At 69.5% G+C, this 16,985-nt stretch carries 20 protein-coding genes and 1 pseudogene; 14 read left to right on the top strand and 7 right to left on the bottom strand.

Going from position 1 to position 16,985, the window contains the following annotated elements; genetic code table 11:
- Window positions 1-27: 27 nt before the first annotated feature.
- Window positions 28-657: a TetR/AcrR family transcriptional regulator gene (locus PFX91_RS16525; RefSeq protein WP_285733015.1), complete on the top strand. Its 630-nt coding sequence runs from the start codon at window positions 28-30 to the stop codon at window positions 655-657.
- A 128-nt stretch (window positions 658-785) separates the two neighbouring features.
- Complete coding sequence (locus PFX91_RS16520; protein ID WP_285732865.1) at window positions 786-1,358, top strand: GNAT family N-acetyltransferase; 573 nt, start codon at window positions 786-788, stop codon at window positions 1,356-1,358.
- 15 nt (window positions 1,359-1,373) lie between these two features.
- On the opposite strand, the gene PFX91_RS16515 is transcribed toward PFX91_RS16520, so the two are convergent.
- Window positions 1,374-1,781: a MarR family winged helix-turn-helix transcriptional regulator gene (locus PFX91_RS16515; RefSeq protein ID WP_285732863.1), complete on the bottom strand. Its 408-nt coding sequence runs from the start codon at window positions 1,779-1,781 to the stop codon at window positions 1,374-1,376.
- Between the two features lie 324 nt (window positions 1,782-2,105).
- Here PFX91_RS16515 and PFX91_RS16510 point away from each other — a divergent pair, with 324 nt between their 5' ends.
- Window positions 2,106-2,825, top strand: a complete 720-nt coding sequence (locus tag PFX91_RS16510; RefSeq protein ID WP_285732861.1) for a response regulator — start codon at window positions 2,106-2,108, stop codon at window positions 2,823-2,825.
- A gap of 262 nt (window positions 2,826-3,087) precedes the next feature.
- Here PFX91_RS16510 and PFX91_RS16505 read toward each other — a convergent pair whose 3' ends face one another.
- On the bottom strand, window positions 3,088-3,885 hold the full coding sequence (locus PFX91_RS16505; RefSeq protein WP_285732859.1) for a class I SAM-dependent methyltransferase: 798 nt from the start codon (window positions 3,883-3,885) through the stop codon (window positions 3,088-3,090).
- A gap of 262 nt (window positions 3,886-4,147) precedes the next feature.
- Here PFX91_RS16505 and PFX91_RS16500 point away from each other — a divergent pair, with 262 nt between their 5' ends.
- Entirely contained in the window at window positions 4,148-4,630 is a 483-nt protein-coding gene (locus PFX91_RS16500; RefSeq protein ID WP_285732857.1) for a VOC family protein, read from the top strand.
- 331 nt (window positions 4,631-4,961) lie between these two features.
- On the opposite strand, the gene PFX91_RS16495 is transcribed toward PFX91_RS16500, so the two are convergent.
- On the bottom strand, window positions 4,962-5,699 hold the full coding sequence (locus PFX91_RS16495; RefSeq protein ID WP_285733013.1) for a (2Fe-2S)-binding protein: 738 nt from the start codon (window positions 5,697-5,699) through the stop codon (window positions 4,962-4,964).
- Window positions 5,700-5,934: 235 nt separating this feature from the next.
- Between PFX91_RS16495 and PFX91_RS16490 the strand changes: the two genes are divergently transcribed.
- Genes PFX91_RS16490 through PFX91_RS16480 form a run of 3 tightly spaced genes read left to right on the top strand, consistent with a single transcriptional unit; the run spans window position 5,935 to window position 8,919 of the window.
- A complete protein-coding gene (locus PFX91_RS16490; RefSeq protein WP_285733011.1) occupies window positions 5,935-7,197 on the top strand; it encodes a sensor histidine kinase in 1,263 nt (420 codons plus the stop codon).
- Window positions 7,194-7,892 (top strand): response regulator transcription factor, encoded by a 699-nt coding sequence (locus PFX91_RS16485; protein WP_285732855.1) that lies wholly within the window; start codon window positions 7,194-7,196, stop codon window positions 7,890-7,892. Before PFX91_RS16490 ends, PFX91_RS16485 begins: the two co-directional genes overlap by 4 nt.
- Before the next feature lie 43 nt (window positions 7,893-7,935).
- Window positions 7,936-8,919, top strand: coding sequence for a DUF4097 family beta strand repeat-containing protein (locus PFX91_RS16480; protein ID WP_285732853.1), 984 nt, complete (start codon window positions 7,936-7,938; stop codon window positions 8,917-8,919).
- A 12-nt stretch (window positions 8,920-8,931) separates the two neighbouring features.
- Here the strand turns inward: PFX91_RS16480 and PFX91_RS16475 are convergent, their stop codons facing one another.
- Complete coding sequence (locus tag PFX91_RS16475; protein WP_285732851.1) at window positions 8,932-9,315, bottom strand: hypothetical protein; 384 nt, start codon at window positions 9,313-9,315, stop codon at window positions 8,932-8,934.
- A 132-nt stretch (window positions 9,316-9,447) separates the two neighbouring features.
- Between PFX91_RS16475 and PFX91_RS16470 the strand changes: the two genes are divergently transcribed.
- The 3 genes and pseudogenes from PFX91_RS16470 (at window position 9,448) to PFX91_RS16460 (ending at window position 11,098) form a co-directional block, all read left to right on the top strand.
- Entirely contained in the window at window positions 9,448-10,464 is a 1,017-nt protein-coding gene (locus PFX91_RS16470) for a Gfo/Idh/MocA family protein (RefSeq protein WP_285732849.1), read from the top strand.
- Window positions 10,465-10,646: 182 nt separating this feature from the next.
- A pseudogene (locus PFX91_RS16465) lies at window positions 10,647-10,802 on the top strand (Uma2 family endonuclease); the annotation flags it as partial.
- An 8-nt stretch (window positions 10,803-10,810) separates the two neighbouring features.
- The gene (locus PFX91_RS16460) at window positions 10,811-11,098 is read left to right on the top strand and encodes a CGNR zinc finger domain-containing protein (RefSeq protein WP_285732848.1); all 288 of its coding nucleotides are present in this window, start codon (window positions 10,811-10,813) and stop codon (window positions 11,096-11,098) included.
- Here PFX91_RS16460 and PFX91_RS16455 read toward each other — a convergent pair.
- Window positions 11,088-11,489, bottom strand: coding sequence for a RidA family protein (locus PFX91_RS16455; RefSeq protein ID WP_285732846.1), 402 nt, complete (start codon window positions 11,487-11,489; stop codon window positions 11,088-11,090). The two genes, PFX91_RS16460 and PFX91_RS16455, sit on opposite strands and share 11 nt — an antisense overlap.
- Before the next feature lie 470 nt (window positions 11,490-11,959).
- Between PFX91_RS16455 and PFX91_RS16450 the strand changes: the two genes are divergently transcribed.
- Together PFX91_RS16450 and PFX91_RS16445 are read left to right on the top strand one after the other, a co-directional pair.
- Window positions 11,960-12,724: an ATP-binding cassette domain-containing protein gene (locus PFX91_RS16450; protein ID WP_285732845.1), complete on the top strand. Its 765-nt coding sequence runs from the start codon at window positions 11,960-11,962 to the stop codon at window positions 12,722-12,724.
- Entirely contained in the window at window positions 12,721-13,590 is an 870-nt protein-coding gene (locus PFX91_RS16445) for an ABC transporter permease (protein ID WP_285732843.1), read from the top strand. Before PFX91_RS16450 ends, PFX91_RS16445 begins: the two co-directional genes overlap by 4 nt.
- Here the strand turns inward: PFX91_RS16445 and ddaH are convergent.
- A complete protein-coding gene (gene ddaH / locus PFX91_RS16440; protein WP_285732841.1) occupies window positions 13,572-14,363 on the bottom strand; it encodes a dimethylargininase in 792 nt (263 codons plus the stop codon). The two genes, PFX91_RS16445 and ddaH, sit on opposite strands and share 19 nt — an antisense overlap.
- 136 nt (window positions 14,364-14,499) lie before the next feature.
- Here ddaH and PFX91_RS16435 point away from each other — a divergent pair, with 136 nt between their 5' ends.
- Window positions 14,500-15,651, top strand: coding sequence for an NAD(P)/FAD-dependent oxidoreductase (locus PFX91_RS16435; protein ID WP_285732839.1), 1,152 nt, complete (start codon window positions 14,500-14,502; stop codon window positions 15,649-15,651).
- 43 nt (window positions 15,652-15,694) lie between these two features.
- Window positions 15,695-15,985 (top strand): YiaA/YiaB family inner membrane protein, encoded by a 291-nt coding sequence (locus tag PFX91_RS16430; RefSeq protein WP_285732838.1) that lies wholly within the window; start codon window positions 15,695-15,697, stop codon window positions 15,983-15,985.
- Window positions 15,986-16,057: 72 nt separating this feature from the next.
- Here PFX91_RS16430 and PFX91_RS16425 read toward each other — a convergent pair whose 3' ends face one another.
- Entirely contained in the window at window positions 16,058-16,663 is a 606-nt protein-coding gene (locus tag PFX91_RS16425) for an HAD family hydrolase (RefSeq protein ID WP_285732836.1), read from the bottom strand.
- Window positions 16,664-16,985 lie beyond the last annotated feature (322 nt).

The raw sequence follows: 16,985 nt of genomic DNA, 5'->3' as shown, positions 1-16,985 counted from the left end.
ATAACACAGGCGTGCTATAAAAGAGGGGTGCCCAAGATCGTCGACCACGAACAACGCCGCCGAGAGCTGGCCGAGGCCCTGTGGCGGATCATCGGCGAGGCCGGCCCCGCCGCCGTGTCCATCCGCTCCGTCGCCGCCGAGGCGGGCTGGTCGCCCGGCGCGCTGCGTCACTACTTCCGAACACGCGAGGAACTGCTCCTGTTCGCCATGGACCTGGCCGAGGAACGCGCCACCCAGCGCATCCTGGACCTGGACAAGACCCGGTCCCCGCACACGCCCCTGCTGGAGAGGGCGGCCGAGTACGCAGAGCAACTGCTCCCCCTGGACCGGACCCGCCGCGCCGAGTACCGGGCCTGGGAGGCCGCCGGGACCCTGGGAGAGCTGGACCGTGACCGGGAGCGGCGCTGGAACAGCCAGCGCAGGCTCTACCGTCAACTGGTCGCGGGCCTGATCGGGGCCTCGGTACCCGACCCCTTCCTGCCCCACCCCGACCCGTGGGTGGAGGAGTGGTCCGGCTACCTGCACACCCACGTCGACGGGCTCGCCCTGCAACTGGTCACCACCCCGGGCCTGATCGACGCCGACGGCGCCCGCCGGCGGCTACGCGGCTTCCTGGCCCGCATCCAACAGGCCCGACACCACCACGACACCCGCTGAACCCCGCCCCAAGGCGCCGACCTGCGCACTCACGCACCGCCCCACACCCTGGGGCGCGTGCTCCCCGGTGAGGGCCATGTCCGATACTGGAGTGACACAAGGGAGCCGAAACAACGGGGGAGAGGCGTGTGACCAGCACCCAGACCAGCCACGAAGCACCACAGAGCGGACTCCGACCGACCTACAGACACGCCGTCACCGACGACGTGCCCGCCCTGGTGGAACTGGTCAACTCCTGCTACCGGGGGGATGTGTCCAAACAGGGCTGGACCACCGAGGCCGACCTGCTCGACGGCCAGCGCATGGACGCCCAAAGCATGACGGAGCTGGTGGAGCGAGCCGACACCATCGTCCTGGTCGCCGAGGCCGAAGGGCGCATCGTGGCCTGCTGCGAACTCCGACGCGGCACCGACGACGCCTACTTCGGCATGTTCTCGGTACGGCCCACCATCCAGGGATCGGGGCTGGGCAGGCGCGTACTGGCCGAAGCCGAGAACACCGCGGCCCGCGCCTGGGGCTGCCACCTGATGCGGATGAAGGTGCTCAAGCAGCGACCGGAGCTGATCGCCTGGTACGAACGGCGCGGCTACACCGACACCGGCAGGACCGAACCCTTCCCCTACGGGGACGAGACCTTCGGTCGACCCAAACGGGACGACCTGGCCTTTGTCGAACTCACCAAGGAACTGCCCACGCCCTGACCCGCACCGGCCCGCTCACCCCTGTTCGAGATTGGTCGACATTCGCTTCAGTACGCTGACCGCGACCCGATACTCCTCCTCGCCGATATCGCGTGAGAGGCGACGGTGCGCCTCCTGCACCTTGGCGAAGAGGGCCTCATGCCCATCCCGGCCCGCCGGTGTCAGCTCCAGGGAGACCAGCCCCCGCACCCAGCCGCGCTGGCGCAGCTGCTCCACCACCGGCGCCACGGTGTACTCGTCCTCCTCCAAGAACGGGGCCAGAGCACGGTCCAGGTCGGCGATGGTGCCCGGATCGGTGTACAGAGAGTGCAGGACCTGCCAGTGGCGACGCCCCAGCCCCTGCGAGGCCAGGATCCGCTCGAAGTCGTTCTCGATGAGCCGATCCAGGTGTTTGAGCCAGTAACCGATCGGTAGCTCGGACATGGAACTTCCTCCTCGTGCTCTACGGCTCCCCCACGGTCCGCGACACCGCCACTGTCGACCGACCTTCCACCCGGCCACCCGGGCGTCCCTCCCCCACCCGAGGCGAGGCGCGTCACCACGGGTGGGGAAGGTCCACGCGCGCACCGAAGAAAATCCCCGACCCCGCACCACGACACCGCCGCCCGTGCGAAGATGGGCACGACCTCGACGAGAAGCACCCGCACGGGGCGGGCGGATCCGCGGGGCGCGCGAGCACCTCCGCGGCCTCCAGGCCCCAGCGTGCGAAAGCCCGTTCTACTGCAAGGGAAGGAACGGTCCGATCCCGTGAGTCCCCACCCCCCTCTCTCCGCACAGATACCCCATCCCGGCACAGAACCCGCCCCCGCCGCGCCGATCCGTGTCCTGGTCGTGGACGACCACGCGCTGTTCCGCCGCGGTCTGGTCTCCGTTCTGGGGGACGAGGAGGACATCGACGTGGTGGGAGAGGCCGGCGACGGCGAGGAGGCCGTCGGGCTGGCCACCGAACTACGTCCCGACGTGGTCCTCATGGACGTGATGATGCCGCACACCAGCGGTATCGACGCCTGCTCGCGCATCCGCGAGGCGGTGCCGGGCACCCGTTTCGTCATGCTCACCATGAGCGACGAGGAAGCCGACCTGTTCGACGCCCTCAAAGCCGGAGCGGCCGGATACCTGCTCAAGGCCATCGGCGTCACCGACATCGCCCGGGTGGTGCGTTCCATCGCCGACGGTCAGTCCCTGATCAACCCCGCGATGGCCACCAAGCTCATCGCCGAGTTCGCCGAGTTGGCCAAACAGGAGAGCGGACCGCCCAGCCGACCGACCATTCCGGACCTGACCCGACGCGAGACCGAGGTCCTGCGGCTGCTGGCGCACTCACTGAACAACCGGGAGATCGGCGAGCGGCTGTTCATCACCGAGAACACGGTGAAGAACCACGTGCGCAAGATCCTGGAGAAACTCCAGGTGCACTCGCGCACCGAGGCCGCCATCTACGCGGTCCGCGCCGAGTACATTAACTAGGTCGTGTTTTTTGCATCATTTCGGGCTCGCGTCCACCAGGCCGCCTCTCGCTACGCCTCTGCGCTCGTGAAGCACGACCAGGCTGAACTTCGCACATCGTCTTGCGAGAGATTGCCTGGACGGCCGCTCGCTGACCCGAAAGCCTTCTAAAAAACACTCCCTAGCGAACAAGGGCCTTCGTCGACCTCGACGGCAAAGGGCCCGAGCCCGCCCCTCACGTGCCGACGCCCGCTTCGCAGGCCTCCGCACGGGCCCGGGCGGGTCAGACCCGGCACAGGATCGCACCGCGGGGCACCACGAACACCCCGTCCGGCTCCTCGCTCCAGGCCTTCCAACCCGCCGAGATGCGCTCCAGGTCCTCCCGGGTGGCCTCGCCCTCCTCCAACGCCTGCCGGCCCATGTCCGACTCCAGGATGCGCCTGGCCCACATCCCGCCCCACCAGGCACGGTCCTGCGGGGCGGAGTGGTTCCAGACCTCGGCCACGTAGGTGACGTCCTCCAACCCGGCCCGTCGCGCCCAGGCGAGCATGTGCCTCCCCGCGTCGGGTTCGCCGCCGTTGCGGCGGGCGACGCGCTGATAGAGCCGCATCCACTCCTCCAGCTCGGGCAGACGCGGATACCAGTACATCCCGGAGTAGTCGCTGTCGCACACGGCCACCACACCGCCCGGGGCGGCCAACCGTCTCATCCGGGACAGGGCCCGGACCGGGTCGGCCACGTGCTGGAGGACCTGGTGGGCGTGGACGACATCGAAGGAGCCCTCGGGAAGGGCAAGGTCGTGAACGTCGGCCACCAGGAACTCGATGCCCTCCACCCCGGCCTCGCGCGCGGTGGCGCGGGCCAGCTCCACCGCCTCGGCCGAGACGTCCACCGCGGTGACCCGCCCGGGGGCCACCCGCCGGGCCAGGTCCACGGTGACGCTGCCCGGACCGCACCCCACATCCAGCAGTGAACGCCCCGGCACCATCTCATCGAGCGCGTAGGCCACGGAGTTCTCCGCGTCGCGCCAACGATAGGAATCGGTGACGGTGGGGTGCTGTCCGTGGGTGTAACGCGTCATGGAACCGACCTCTCGCAGTACGCCAAGCAGTGCCGACACCGCGGACCCTACACCCGACGTCTCCCATGGCGATACGCACGTCTCAGGAAATGAGACGATCATGGTGGGGGCGAGCATGAGACGCCCCCGCGTCCACGTCGAAACCCCGCCTCACAACCCGAAAAAGAATCCGGCGGACCCGATGAGTTGCACGCACAACGGATGTCCTTCCCTGTGACGGCCCGCGCGGTGAGCCCGCGCCCGTACAGGAAGGAAACAGACCATGACCAGACTCGGCAAGATCACCCCGTGCCTGTGGTTCGACACCCAGGCCAAGGAAGCGGCCGACTTCTACGTCGACCTGTTCGACGACTCGCGCCTCCTGCGCGTGCGCCACTACGGACCCGAAGGACCCCGCCCCGCCGGCATGGTGCTCACCGTGGACTTCGAGATCAACGGACAGCAGATCACCGCCCTCAACGGCGGCCCCGGATTCCCCTTCACCGAGGCGTGCTCACTCCAGGTCATCTGCGACGACCAGCAGGAGTCCGACCACTACTGGGACAAACTCACCGAAGGCGGCCAGGAGGGCGAGTGCGGCTGGCTCAAGGACCGCTTCGGTCTTTCCTGGCAGGTCTTCCCCGCCGAACTCGACGATCTGCTGGACGACCCCGACCCCGCCAGGGCCGGGCGCGCCATGCAGGCGATGCTGAAGATGAGAAGGATCGACCTGGAGGAGATCCGCAGGGCCGCGGACCAGGGCTGAAGACTCAACCCCAGGACACCCGAACCGGTGGCGTGGCGCCCCGGCCCCCGCACGGGTCACGCCGCTCAGATCCGGAGGGGGAGAGGCGGACCAGCCCGGGCGCGGATCTCGGCGCGCCCGGGCCCGCTCGCCTGCTCACTGAGGTCGTCCCCCGGCCGGTGGCGGCCGGTTCGCCGCGCAGGACGCCCAGCACCAGCTCGGCCCAGCCGGGCCGCGTGGGCTGTCGAAGTCGGCGTCGTGGTACAGGGACGCGACCGAGGAAGTGACCATCGGCCCAGGAGCGCGGACACACCCGGCCACGTCCACCGGTCTTCGGCCCACGGATGTGGCTTCAGGGCTCCAGAGCACAGTCACCGCAGTAGCCGCCACCCCGAACCCGGTAGTACAGGCAGCACGTGGTGCGCCGGAACACCGCCGCCCCGACCTGGTCGGTGTCCGTGTAACCCCCGCTTCCCTCAAGACAGGGGCGCCGCAACAGGTCCCGCGTCACCTCCTCCGCCGCTGCCCCGTACTCGGGACGGTCCCGGCCCAGAGCACCTGCGGCCCCCGCCAGCGAAGCGGCGATGTTGCCCCGCAACAGCCCGGGGGCGACCTTCACCACCTCCCGCACCTCCCGCGCGACCTGTTCCAACACCCCCAAAAGCACCGTCCGCTCGATCCAGTCGGCCACCCCCGCCATGCCACCGACCACGGGCACGGCCTCCTCCTGGCAGGTGCCGAGCACCACCGAGCCCTCACGATGCGGGTCCCACCACAAACGCGCCGCCTCCACCAACACCCCATGGCACACCCCGGCCGCCAGCACCGGGGACAGCACCCGTGTGGCCAACCCCTGGTAGAACACCGAGGCCGCCACACGCGGCTCCACCTGTTCCTCGGCCACACCCGACAGTCGCGTCAGGTGCTCGCGCACCCGCGCCACCTCCCCGGCGAACACCCCCGCCCACGTCCACGGCGCGCCCAGGCAAAGCCAACCGTCCCCGGGCGGTGACGTCCGCACCGCGAACAACATGTTGATCCGACCGACGTCGGCCAACACCGGCCGCACCGCCACCCGCCCCTCACCCATCCCCAAACCCCTTCCTCCTTGGACGGCACCGGTGGTGCCAGCACCACTCCTACTCCACGTGCTGACGGTCTCGTCCCGCCAGGGGCGTCGAACCTAGATTGGTCCCGTGACGGGTCGAAACGCACACCACCAAGCCCGGGGCGGCAGGAGGCCACCCGCCCCCCAGGGGCCGTCCCGCGCCGCCCAGACCTACGGCCCCGCCTGGCGTGTGCGCCTGGTCGAGGTCCTGCACCTGATGACCTCCCTGACACTGGCCCTGTTCTACCTGCTCCCCGCCTGCCTGCTCATCGTCTCGGCCACCTGGATCGGCTTCACGGCCACCGCGCCCTGGCTGCCCGACCTCCCCCGACCCGGACCCGCCCCCCTGGCCGTGGACGCCCTGCTGTTCCTTCTGCTCCTGCCGGCCGCCGCGACCCTGCTGGCCCGTCTGTCCTGCCAGGTCCAACGCAACCGGCTGGACGACGTGTTCGGGATCGTGGAGACCAGCCCGCCCGACCCCCTGACCGACGACACCCCGCTCCTGCGCGCCTGGCGGTTCGTCTTCGGCCGTGACGCCTGGTCGGCGGTGGTCTACAGCACCGCCACCGCCCTGCACGGCCTCCTGGCCGGGGGAGTGGTGGTGCTGCTGGTGGTGTGCGGAGGCGCCACGACCCTCGCCGCGCTGCTCGGCATCGTGTTCGTCCTCGTCCAAGGCTCCCCCGACGACCTGGTCGGACCACTGACCCTGGTGGCGGTCGGCCCCCTGTGCGTCCTGGTGGGACTGCGCCTGGCCCCCCACATGATCACCACCGAGGTCCTGCTGCACCGCGTGCTGCTGTTCGAGGCGCCCGAGGTGCGCATCCGCCGCCGCCTGCTCCACGTCCAGGACAGCCGCCTGCGCATGGTCGACGCCGCCGAGGCCGAACGCCGCCGCATCGAACGCGACCTGCACGACGGCGCCCAACAACGGCTGTTGGCCCTGTCCATGACCCTGACCCGGGCCCGCTCACGTGTGACCACCGACCCCCAGGCCGCCCTGGACCTGATCGGCGAAGCCCAACGCGACTCCAAAGAGGTCATGGAGGACCTGCGTCAGGTCGCACGCGGACTCCATCCCCGCGTCCTGACCGACCACGGCCTGAGCGCGGCCCTGCCCGTGGCCGCCGGGCGCGCCCCCGTCCCGGTACGGGTGGACGTCGACCTACCCGAACGGCCCACCCCACGCGCGGAGGCCATCGCCTACTACGTGGCGTGCGAGGCGTTGACCAACATCGCCAAACACGCCGCGGCCCGGCAGGTCACGGTCGGCGCCCACCGAGTGAGGCGCCCACCCCGCCAGGGCGGCGACCTGCTCAGACTGACCGTCACCGACGACGGCGTCGGGGGAGCCGACCCCGAAACCGGCACGGGCCTGTACGGCCTGTGGGACCGCGTGGACGCCGTCGACGGAACCCTGACCGTCCACAGCCCGACCGGACAGGGCACCGTCCTGACCGCCGACATCCCCTGGAAGGCATGACCGTGCACACCGACCCCACCACCCCTCGACCCCGGGCGCTGCGGGTGATCATCGCAGAAGACTCGGTCCTGCTGCGCAGCGGCATGGCCAGCCTGCTACAGGACGCCGGTGTGCACATCCTCGCCCAAGTGGGCGACGCCGACGCGCTGCTACAAGCAGTGGAACAACACCCCGGGGTGGACCTGTGCCTGGTCGACATCCGCATGCCGCCCACCTACTCCGAGGAGGGCATCCAGGCGGGCGTGACCATCCGCCGACAACACCCCGACGTGGCGGTGCTACTGCTGTCCCAGCACGTGGTCAGCCGCTACGCCGCCGACCTTTTGGGCGGCGGCTCCAGCAAGGTCGGCTACCTGCTCAAGGACCGGGTCGCCGACATCGACGACTTCGTGTCGGTCCTGCACCGGGTGGCCGCCGGAGGCGCCGCCATCGACCCCGAGGTGGTCTCCCAACTCCTGAGCCGACACAGGGACAGCGCCCTGGAACGCCTCACCCCACGCGAAGGCGAGGTACTACAGGTGATGGCGCAGGGGCTGAACAACGCGGGCATCGCGGCACGACTGACCGTCACCGAACGCGCCGTGGAAAAACACATCCGCTCGATCTTCACCAAACTCGACCTGGGCCAGGACGACCACGACCACCGCAGGGTCCAGGCCGTGCTGCGCTACCTACGCGGCACGGAACAGAACTGACGACCCACACCAAGGGGGCGCGAGCCCGCCGGGAGGGAAGACCGTGACATTCAAGGCACGGGGCCTGTACGCCTCGTCGAGCAAGGAACCGCGCGGGTTCCGCCTGGGACCCTGGCTGATCCTGGGCGCGGTCCTGGTGCTGGCACTGGTGGTGACCACCGTGGCGGCGGTCCTGGGCAACATGGACGTGGACCGCGGCACCAGCAGCGACTCCTTCGACGCCCCCCAGACCGTGCGGATCGACAACCGCACAGGCGGCGACGTCACGCTCACCGGCACCGGGCAGGACCAGGTCCAGGTGGAGCGCGCCCTGCGCGCCAGCCCCTTGAGCGAACCCACCGAGGAAGCGCATCAGCGCGGACAGGACCTGCACCTGGAGGCCTCCTGCGCCAACGTACTGCTGCTCTCCCTCTTCGGCGGCTGCACGATCGACTACGACATCTCCGTCCCCGAAGGCACCGCGGTGACCGTGGAGACCATCAGCGGACAGATCAGCGTGGAGAACGTCGACGGCGAACTCGACCTGTCCAGCACCAGCGGCCGGGTACTGGTGGCGGGCAACGACGGCGACACCACCGTGGAGACCGTCAGCGGGCAGATCACCCTGGAGCAGGTCCGCGGTACCGCGGACCTGGAGAGCACCAGCGGCGACATCACCGCCGAGGGCGAAGGCCAGGGCATCGAGGTCGCCGGCACCTCGGGGAAGGTGGACGTGTCCGGGTTCGACGCGCGCACCGTCGTGGCCGAGTCCGTCAGCGGCGACGTACAGGTCGGCGGCGGCTTCACCAACGCCCAGATCTCCACCGTCTCGGGGGATATCCAGGTCAGCGCACAAGAGCCCTTCACACTGCTGAGCGTGGAGTCCACCAGCGGCGACATCACGGCCCGGGTGCCCCAGGGCGACTACCACATCACCGGTGAGTCCACCTCCGGCGAACGCGACCTGAGGGTGGACACCTCCGCCAAGGCCGACTCACGCATCGACGCCGACACCGTCAGCGGCTCCCTCACCGTCACCTACCACTGACGGGACCGCCCCTCAGCCGCGTTCGAATCGCAGCGCCGCCCAGTCCGAGTCGATCGGCACCTGGGCGGTGCTGCGCCAACCGGCGTCCACCAACACGTCCCACCCCTTGTCCGCGGCCAGGTCGGTGATGATGGTGCCGCCCCGCTGGGGATAACACACCCACAGACGGGTGTGCTCGCCCACCAGGTCCAACACGCGGGGAACCTCCCGCCCCACGGTCCCCCGGTCCAGGGTGAACAGGTGGACACCGTCGTAGCGCGCACCCTCGATGGGTCCCAGATCGATGTGCACCTCGGGGGGTGGTTCCAACAGCCGCAGATAACGCTCGGGAGCGTTGAGGATGAGCAGCCGGTCACCGGAACGGACCTGGAGCCTTTGAGCGAGAGTCTGGGACATGTCCTCCTCCGTTTCACGGCCTCAGGGGGGCGGCCTCGCCCGTCTCCTCCGACACCGTACGGGCCCCGAGCGGCGAATCCGAACACCTTCCCCGCCTCGACCCCGACATGACCGTCTTTTTAGGATGCGTCCATGACAGATGACAACGGCGGTCTCCGCTGGGGTGTGATCGGTACCGGCGGTATCGCGCACTCCTTCGTCGAAGCTCTCAGGTCCACCCCCACGGCCAAGGTCACCGCGGTCGGCTCACGCACCCTGGAACGAGCCGAGGAGTTCGCCGACGCCTGGAACATCCCCGAACGCCACGGCGCCTACGCCGACCTGGCGGCCAGCCCCCACGTGGACGCGGTGTACGTGGCCACCCCCCACCCCTGGCACCACTCCAACACCCTGACCTGCCTGAACGCGGGCAAGCACGTGCTGGTCGAAAAACCCATGGCGATGAACGCCCTACAGGTGTCACAAATGATCGAGGCGGCCCGCGACAACGACCGCTTCCTGATGGAGGCGATGTGGACGCGCTACCTGCCCGCCTCCCGACTGGTACGCGACCTGGTCCAGGACGGGGCGATCGGCCAGGTGCACTGGATCTCCGCGGAGTTCGGAGTCAACGCCCCCTACGACCCCGACCACCGACTGTTCAACGCCGAACTGGGCGGAGGCGCCCTGCTGGACCTGGGCGTGTACCCGCTGGCGCTGGCCTCCCAGTACCTGGGGGAGTTGACCGTGGTGGGGGCCACCCGACAACTGTCACCCGACCGGATGGTGGACACCCACACCACCGTGCTCGTGCGGGGCGAGAACGGAGGCACCGCCTCGCTGGCGTGCTCCTCACGCACCACACTTCCCAACCGCGCGGTACTGGCCGGCTCCAAGGGATGGCTGGAGATCCCACGTTTTTGGGCGGCCACCGACGTGGTGCTGCACCGTGACGGAAGCGAACCCGAACATTTCCATCGCCCCTTCCGCGCCAACGGCTACGAGTACGAGGCCGAGGAGGTCGCCCACCGTGTGGCCGCGGGCCAACGCCAAAGCCCCGACATGACCTGGGACGAGAGTCTGCGCCTGGCCCGCATCACCGACCGGATCCGCGACGTGGGCGGATTGTCCTACAGCCCGCCCACCGTCAAAGCGCTCCCCCTGACCTGAGCAGGGCACGACCGGCGGGCCGGCGCCCGCGCCTGATGCGCCGGCACCGGCCCGCCACCCTCGGAGGCACCATCCTTCGCCGAACCCGACCCATGAGGCGTGCGCGGGAACGAACTCCGCCCGATCGGCGAAGGGAAAGGTTGCGATGGCCCTCCAGGAACTTCCACGATCGGCAGGCAGGTATGTGCGCCTCATCAGTTCCGGACTGGCTCATTCCTCCGAGCAGAGGCTTCAGAACCGAGGACCTGGACACCCTGCCCGACCTGCCCCCGCACACGGAACTGATCGACGGAAGCCTTGTTCTCGTGAGTCCCCGACCGGGCTTCCACAGCGTGGTACCGCCCTCATGACCGCGACCTTTCAGATGGGCAGGACCTTCACCACCCACCGGCACGTCCATGTGGACACCGATGACGACGCACCCTGGACCGAGTGCTTCGAGACCTCCTCGGCTCTGACGCTCGCGCTGTTGCTCACCGACCGTCAACGCCCGCCGGGCGGGGTGTGCGCGGCGCACGGACGCGAGCGGGTGTTCGTGGACCGCGGCAGCGCACGCCGGTACTGCTCCACGCGCGCTCGGGTGGCCGCCCACCGCAGGGCGGCCACCTTCAAGGAGGGTCGGGTCAGCAGATGACGGCGACCGCCTCCACCTCCACCAACTGGTCGTCATAGCCCAGCGCCGCCACACCCAGCAGGGTGCTGGGGGCATCGTGCCCGCCCATGTGGGCGCGCACCACGTTCCAGGCCGCCACCAGGTCCTGCTGTCGGGCGGAGGCGACGTAGACGGTGGTCTTGACGACATCGCCCAGATCGGCCCCCGCCTCGTTCAGCGCGGTGCGCAGGTTGCGCATGACCTGTTCGGCCTGGCCCGCGTAGTCGCCCACGGCGACGGTGGCGCCACTCTCGTCGAGCGGGCAGGCCCCCGCGGTCCACACCGTCCTGGCCCCGCTCGGGGCGGTGGCGGCGTAGGCATAGTCCACGTCCTGGGTCAGGGTCCGGCTGCGCACCAGTGTGATCGCTTCCAACGTGCCCCCTGGGGAAAGGTCTGCTGTGACACCTGACCCAACGTGCGCGCCGACGCACCGGTTCCCCTGCGGGTCTTCGATGGGAGAACGCCTGCCGGCGTGAGACGAAGTCGCCTCCACGGAAGCGGGAGCGCCTCCCGCCCACCGTCCTGGTCCGAGCGCCGAACGAACGACCCCCAGAACCGGACCTCCGACCCCTTGACAACTATTTGTCATCGGCACGTCACGTGCGGTAGTTTTGTTGTGGGCTTGACCCCCGGGTCCGCACAGAACGCGGCTTCGTCGACGCACGAAGCGACCTGGTCACCAGATATTCGGGTGTTCTGCCCTCACCAAGGAGCGCATTGGAACCAGGAACCGGTAGGGGGAACACGACCGGAACACCACCCCCGCCTCCCCACGACACCGTCCCCCCTCTCCCTTCGCCCCCGGCGATCCGGGCCCAGGACCTGAGCGGATCCCACGACGGCGTGCAAGTGATCCGCGGCCTCGACCTGCTGATACGCCCCGGAGAGATCTTCGGCCTCCTGGGCGCCCCGGGAACGGGCAAATCCACCGCCATCGCCCTGCTGTGCACACTGATCCGCCCCACCACGGGCAGCCTGTGGGTGGCCGGACACGACGTGCACACCGCCCCCACCGCCGTGCGCGGCTCGGTCGGCGTGGTCCTGCAACACCCCACCCTGGACCTGGGACTCACCGTGCAGGAGAACCTGCGCCTCCACGCGGCCCTGCACGGCATGACGCGCCGCCGGGCGCACCGACGCATCACCGCGATGCTGACCCTGACCGGGCTGCTCCGCCGTCGACACTGCCCCGTGCGCGTACTCGCCCAGGGAACACGGCGAAAGCTGGAGATCACCCGCGCACTGCTGCACCGCCCCCAGGTCCTGCTCCTGGACGAGCCCACCCACGGCCTGGACGCCCACGATCACGAACAGGTGTGGCAACACGTGCACCGTATGCACCGCACGACCGGGGTCACGGTGCTGTCGACCATCCGCAGGGCCGACGAAGCCCACCACTGCGACCGGCTGGCCCTACTCCAGGACGGACGCACGGTGGCCGTCCAGGACCCGTCCCCACCGCCCACCCGTCCCGGCCAGGACCACTCTCCCGCACCGGCTCGCGCCATCCCCCTCGGCAGTCCCCTCCTGTCGCCCCCTCGACCATGTCCCGCCTCCGTGCTCCGACACCGCACGGGAGGCGAGCCGACCCCGAAGGCCCACACGTGAACACCACCCCGACCCGCCCCACAGCCCAGGTGCGAGCGGTGGTCATGGTGTGGCGGCGCGAGGTCACCGTCTTCCTGCGCACACGCACATGCCTGCTCCTTGGCCTGGCACAACCCCTGCTGGTCCTTCTCGCCCTGAACACGAACACGTCCCGGTACGCCCCGGCCACCGACTCCGCCGTCTTCCTCTTCTCCGGTGCCCTGGCGGTGGCGGTCCTGGCCCCCGCCTTCACAGCCGGCACCTCCTACCTGCGCGACCACACCTTCGGCCTCCTCCAGCAGATGCTCCTGGCGCCCGTGCCCCGCGCATGCCTGCTGCTGGGCAAGACCTTGGCGGGCACCACCATCGCCACCTGCCACAGCGCCCTCCTGCTGCTCCTGACCACAACCGCCGGCCTGCCCTACGAACCGATGCTGCTGGCCCGGCTCATGGTGGTCCTGGCGCTGTCCTCCTTCGCCATGACGTCCCTGGCCGTCCTGCTGGCGGTGTGCCTGCCCCACCCCCGCGCCTTCCACACCACAACAGCCCTCCTGGCAGGGCCCATGGTGGCGCTCTCGGGCGCCTTCTCACCCTCGGGGGAGCTGCCCTCCTGGCTGGCCTCGCTCAGCGCGCTCAACCCCCTGACCCACACGGTGGACGCCGCACGCGCGACCATCACCGCACACCTGCCCTCCACCCCCGACTCCCTGACCGCGACCGTACGCACCACCGGGGCGGGACCCTCCTGCGCAGAAGAACTCACGGTCCTGATGTGCTGCGGCGCTCTGTGCCTGTTCCTGGCCCTTCGCCGCTTCGCCGGAGCCGACCACCACCCAACGGCCAAGAGCACCACCCCACCACCCCTTTCTCAACCCCCAGGCCTTTGATCGGGCACCAGCACGCTCAGACAACTCACACACGCCTGCATCTTCTCGAACTCGGAGATGTCCACCGGCAACACCCGCCACCCCTCGGCGGCCAACCGACGGATGCTCCGGCTCGCCGAAGCACTGACCAGAACCTCACCACCGCCCAACGGCAGCACCCGCGCACCCGACTCCTCACCCGGTCGACGCACCTTCGGCAGCGCCTGGGCCTCCACCAACTCGGGCAGACCCACCAACGACCCGTCCGGCAACGCGGTCACCGCCGACTTCAAGTGCAACGCCGCGCCCACCCGCACCCGCCGTACCCGCCTGCCCAACGGTTCGAGCAACCCTTCGAGCTGAGCCGCGCCCTCGGCGTTGGTGCGCCCGCCCACCCCCACATAAACGGTGGAGCCCACCTGAAGCACGTCGCCGCCCTCCAACGTCCCGGGCTCCTCGATGCGCGCCACCCTCAGACCCAAGGAACGCACCACCGGCTCGACCCCCTCCACCTCACCACGGCGGACCCTCACACCAGGGCGGGTCAACACCGCCAGGTCCTCGCACACCACCACCGTGTCCTCCACGAACACCGAGTCAGGGTGCCCAGGAGCCGCCTCCACCTCGTGCACCCGCCACCCGGCCGAGGCGACGGCCTCCTGGTAGATCGTGTACTGGCGCGCGGCCAAAACGGTGTCCACCCTGGAACGAGGGATGTGAGTGACCACGCCCCGATCCAGGTCGGGCCCGGGCCGACGCATCAAAGCGACCCCCTGGTAGGTGTATCCGGCCACGTCCACGCCCTCCCCGGGAATCATCGTCCACCAGCCCCGCAGGGGCACAACCTACCGCGCGCCCGCACCCGCCCCACGCGGCGGCACGCGGGCCGTCCGGCTTGTCCGGCAAGGACCGCACGGGCAGGGTGAGCACATGGACGTGATCGTTGTCGGTGGCGGCATCGTGGGGATGAGCGCCGCCTTCCACCTGACCAGAAAGGGTGTGTCCACCGCGCTGGTGGACGCCGCGCACACAGGGCAGGCCACGGCCGCCGGGCTGGGCGTGGTCTTCCCCTGGCCGCTGCCGTGGGATCCCGCACCGGTGTGGGACTTCAAGGCCCAAGCGGCCCGGCACTACCCGCGACTGATGGCGGACCTGGCCGAGGACGGCCAGGTCACCGGCTATGAGGTGGTCGGGGGCATGTCCGTGGAACGGGAAGGGCGGGACGCCGGATTCGAACTGCTGCACACCCTGTCCCAACGCCCGGAGTTCACCACCATGGGCCGGGTACGGCGCCTGGCACCGGGCGAACCACACGAACACTTCCCCCTGCTACCCCGACCCTACGGTGGGGTGTTGGTGCCGGGTATGGCCCGCATCAACGGCACGCTGGCACGGACCGCGCTGTTCAACGCCGCCGAGGAACGAGGGCTGCGCTACTTCAAAGGCCAAGCGCACCTACTGTGGAACGGCCACCGGGTGACGGGGGTAAGGGTGGGTTCGGAGGACCTGGAGGCGCCCACGGTCATCGTGGCGGCGGGCGCGTGGTCGGCCTCCCTGTTGGCGACGACCGGAGTGCACCTGCCCGTACACCCCGTACGCGGACAGATGACGCACTTCGCACTACCCGGACACGACACCCGGACCTGGCCGGTGGTGCGCTTCGCAGAACGCGACTACTTCGTGGCGGCCTTCGGCCCCGACCGGGTGGTCACCGGCGGCACACAGGAACCACAGGCCGGGTTCGATCGACGGGTGACGGCCTCGGGCATGCTGCACAACCTCTCCACCGCACTCCAGGCGCTACCCGACCTTGCGCAGGCCACCGTGGTGGAGACACGAGTGGGCTTTCGTCCGGGCACCCACGACGGACGACAACTGCTGGGAACCCTGGAGCGGCTACCCGGAGTGGTGGTGGCCACCGGCCTGGGAAGTCAAGGGCTCACCTTCGGCCCCTTCCAAGGCCTGGTCGCGGCCCGCCTGGCGATGGGTCAGGACCCCCAGGTGGACCTGACACCCTTCCGCCCCGACCGCCCCCCGGCCCCCGACCACATCACTCCCGAACACACCACGGGCCCTGAGTAGCCCTACTCAGGCATCCCGACGAAGAACACACCAGCATGAGACCATGCACATCCACACCCCCCGACCCCGTTCCACCCCGCAGTTCTACCTCCAGTCCGCCCTGTCCTTCGGCGCGGCGGCGGCCGGCATGGGCGCGGGCGTCCTCTTCCTACCCGTGGACCTGTGGATCCGCGCCTTCCTCGGCATGGGCCTGCTCTACACCATCACCGCCACCTTCACCCTGGCCAAGTGCGTACGCGACCGACAAGAGGACGTACTGGAGAGCGAAACGGCACACCACTACCAGCAGATGCCACTGTGGAACGGCACCGAACAACCCGCCGCCCACCCCTGAACCGACACGGACCACCACCCCAAGAAGGGACGACCACCACGGGCGACCCCCAAGACGCAACCGCCCACGCCCTCACCCCCGCCCGTCCCAACGGGCGAGCTCCTGCACGAACAACTCGGCGTCGGTGAACACATGCCCGTGCATGCCCACCTCCCGAGCGGCCCGCACGTTCTCCAGGCGATCGTCCACGAAAAGGATGCGATCCGCCTCCACCCCCAGGGCGTCCCGACACCACAAGTAGGCCTCGGCCTCGGGCTTGGCCCTGCGGATCCGGCAGGAGAACGCCCTGACGTGGAAGTGGGCCAACCAAGGGTGGTGCGCCTCGTAGTGCACGGCCAACTCCTCGGGAATGTTGGACAACAACCCCACACGCCGCCCCGCACCCACCAGTTCCTCCACCAAGGCGACCATGGTGGGGTCGATCTCGCGCCAACTGGCGACGTCGGCCTCCACCAGGGCGTTGACACGCTCCCGGTCAAAGCGCACACCCAGGTCCTGAGCCACCTCGTTCCAGTACTCCTCAGCGGTCACGTCCCCACGGTCATAGGGGTGACGCCGCGCCCAGTAGGCATCCCAAAAGGCCGTGACGGGCGCACCCGCGACCCGGACCAGGCGATCCTTCCCCTCCACGGACTGATGACGGGCAAGGACACCGAACATGTCGAAAAGCACGGTCAACGGGTCACACCTTCCATCGCGGATCGGCGAGCGGCTCGTGCAGATCGTACGCGCCCACCCCGCCAGGAAAGAGACCCCTCCCTGCCCACCCCAGGAGGAGGACACACTCCCGCCTACGGCGACGAACACGAAGACCTGCGGTGATCCGCGGGCGTTCCAACCATGCCCCTCACCTTTGACGTGCTCCTCTTTTGCGAAACGAGCACACCACGACAGAAGGAGAAGGCAAGGAGAGGCGCGTGAGCGAAACCCCGTGCCCACGACAACGGCCCCCGCGCACCGACCCCCACCCGGTGCCGGCAAAGAACCCACAGGGGCGTTC

Origin of the sequence: Nocardiopsis sp. ATB16-24 (assembly GCF_030271535.1) — a bacterium.
GTDB lineage: Bacteria > Actinomycetota > Actinomycetes > Streptosporangiales > Streptosporangiaceae > Nocardiopsis.
The sequence above is the reverse complement of the archived record's forward strand: the minus strand, read 5'-3'. Positions and strand labels throughout refer to the sequence as shown.

Bases quoted from the DNA above. Each gene is read 5' to 3' on its own strand.
- PFX91_RS16515 (WP_285732863.1), bottom strand. From the start codon at position 1,781: ATGTCCGAGCTACCGATCGGTTACTGGCTCAAACACCTGGATCGGCTC.
- PFX91_RS16505 (WP_285732859.1), bottom strand. From the start codon at position 3,885: ATGACGCGTTACACCCACGGACAGCACCCCACCGTCACCGATTCCTAT.
- PFX91_RS16500 (WP_285732857.1), top strand. From the start codon at position 4,148: ATGACCAGACTCGGCAAGATCACCCCGTGCCTGTGGTTCGACACCCAG.
- PFX91_RS16495 (WP_285733013.1), bottom strand. From the start codon at position 5,699: ATGGGTGAGGGGCGGGTGGCGGTGCGGCCGGTGTTGGCCGACGTCGGT.
- PFX91_RS16490 (WP_285733011.1), top strand. From the start codon at position 5,935: ATGACCTCCCTGACACTGGCCCTGTTCTACCTGCTCCCCGCCTGCCTG.
- PFX91_RS16485 (WP_285732855.1), top strand. From the start codon at position 7,194: ATGACCGTGCACACCGACCCCACCACCCCTCGACCCCGGGCGCTGCGG.
- PFX91_RS16475 (WP_285732851.1), bottom strand. From the start codon at position 9,315: ATGTCCCAGACTCTCGCTCAAAGGCTCCAGGTCCGTTCCGGTGACCGG.
- PFX91_RS16470 (WP_285732849.1), top strand. From the start codon at position 9,448: ATGACAGATGACAACGGCGGTCTCCGCTGGGGTGTGATCGGTACCGGC.
- PFX91_RS16460 (WP_285732848.1), top strand. From the start codon at position 10,811: ATGACCGCGACCTTTCAGATGGGCAGGACCTTCACCACCCACCGGCAC.
- PFX91_RS16435 (WP_285732839.1), top strand. From the start codon at position 14,500: ATGGACGTGATCGTTGTCGGTGGCGGCATCGTGGGGATGAGCGCCGCC.
- PFX91_RS16430 (WP_285732838.1), top strand. From the start codon at position 15,695: ATGCACATCCACACCCCCCGACCCCGTTCCACCCCGCAGTTCTACCTC.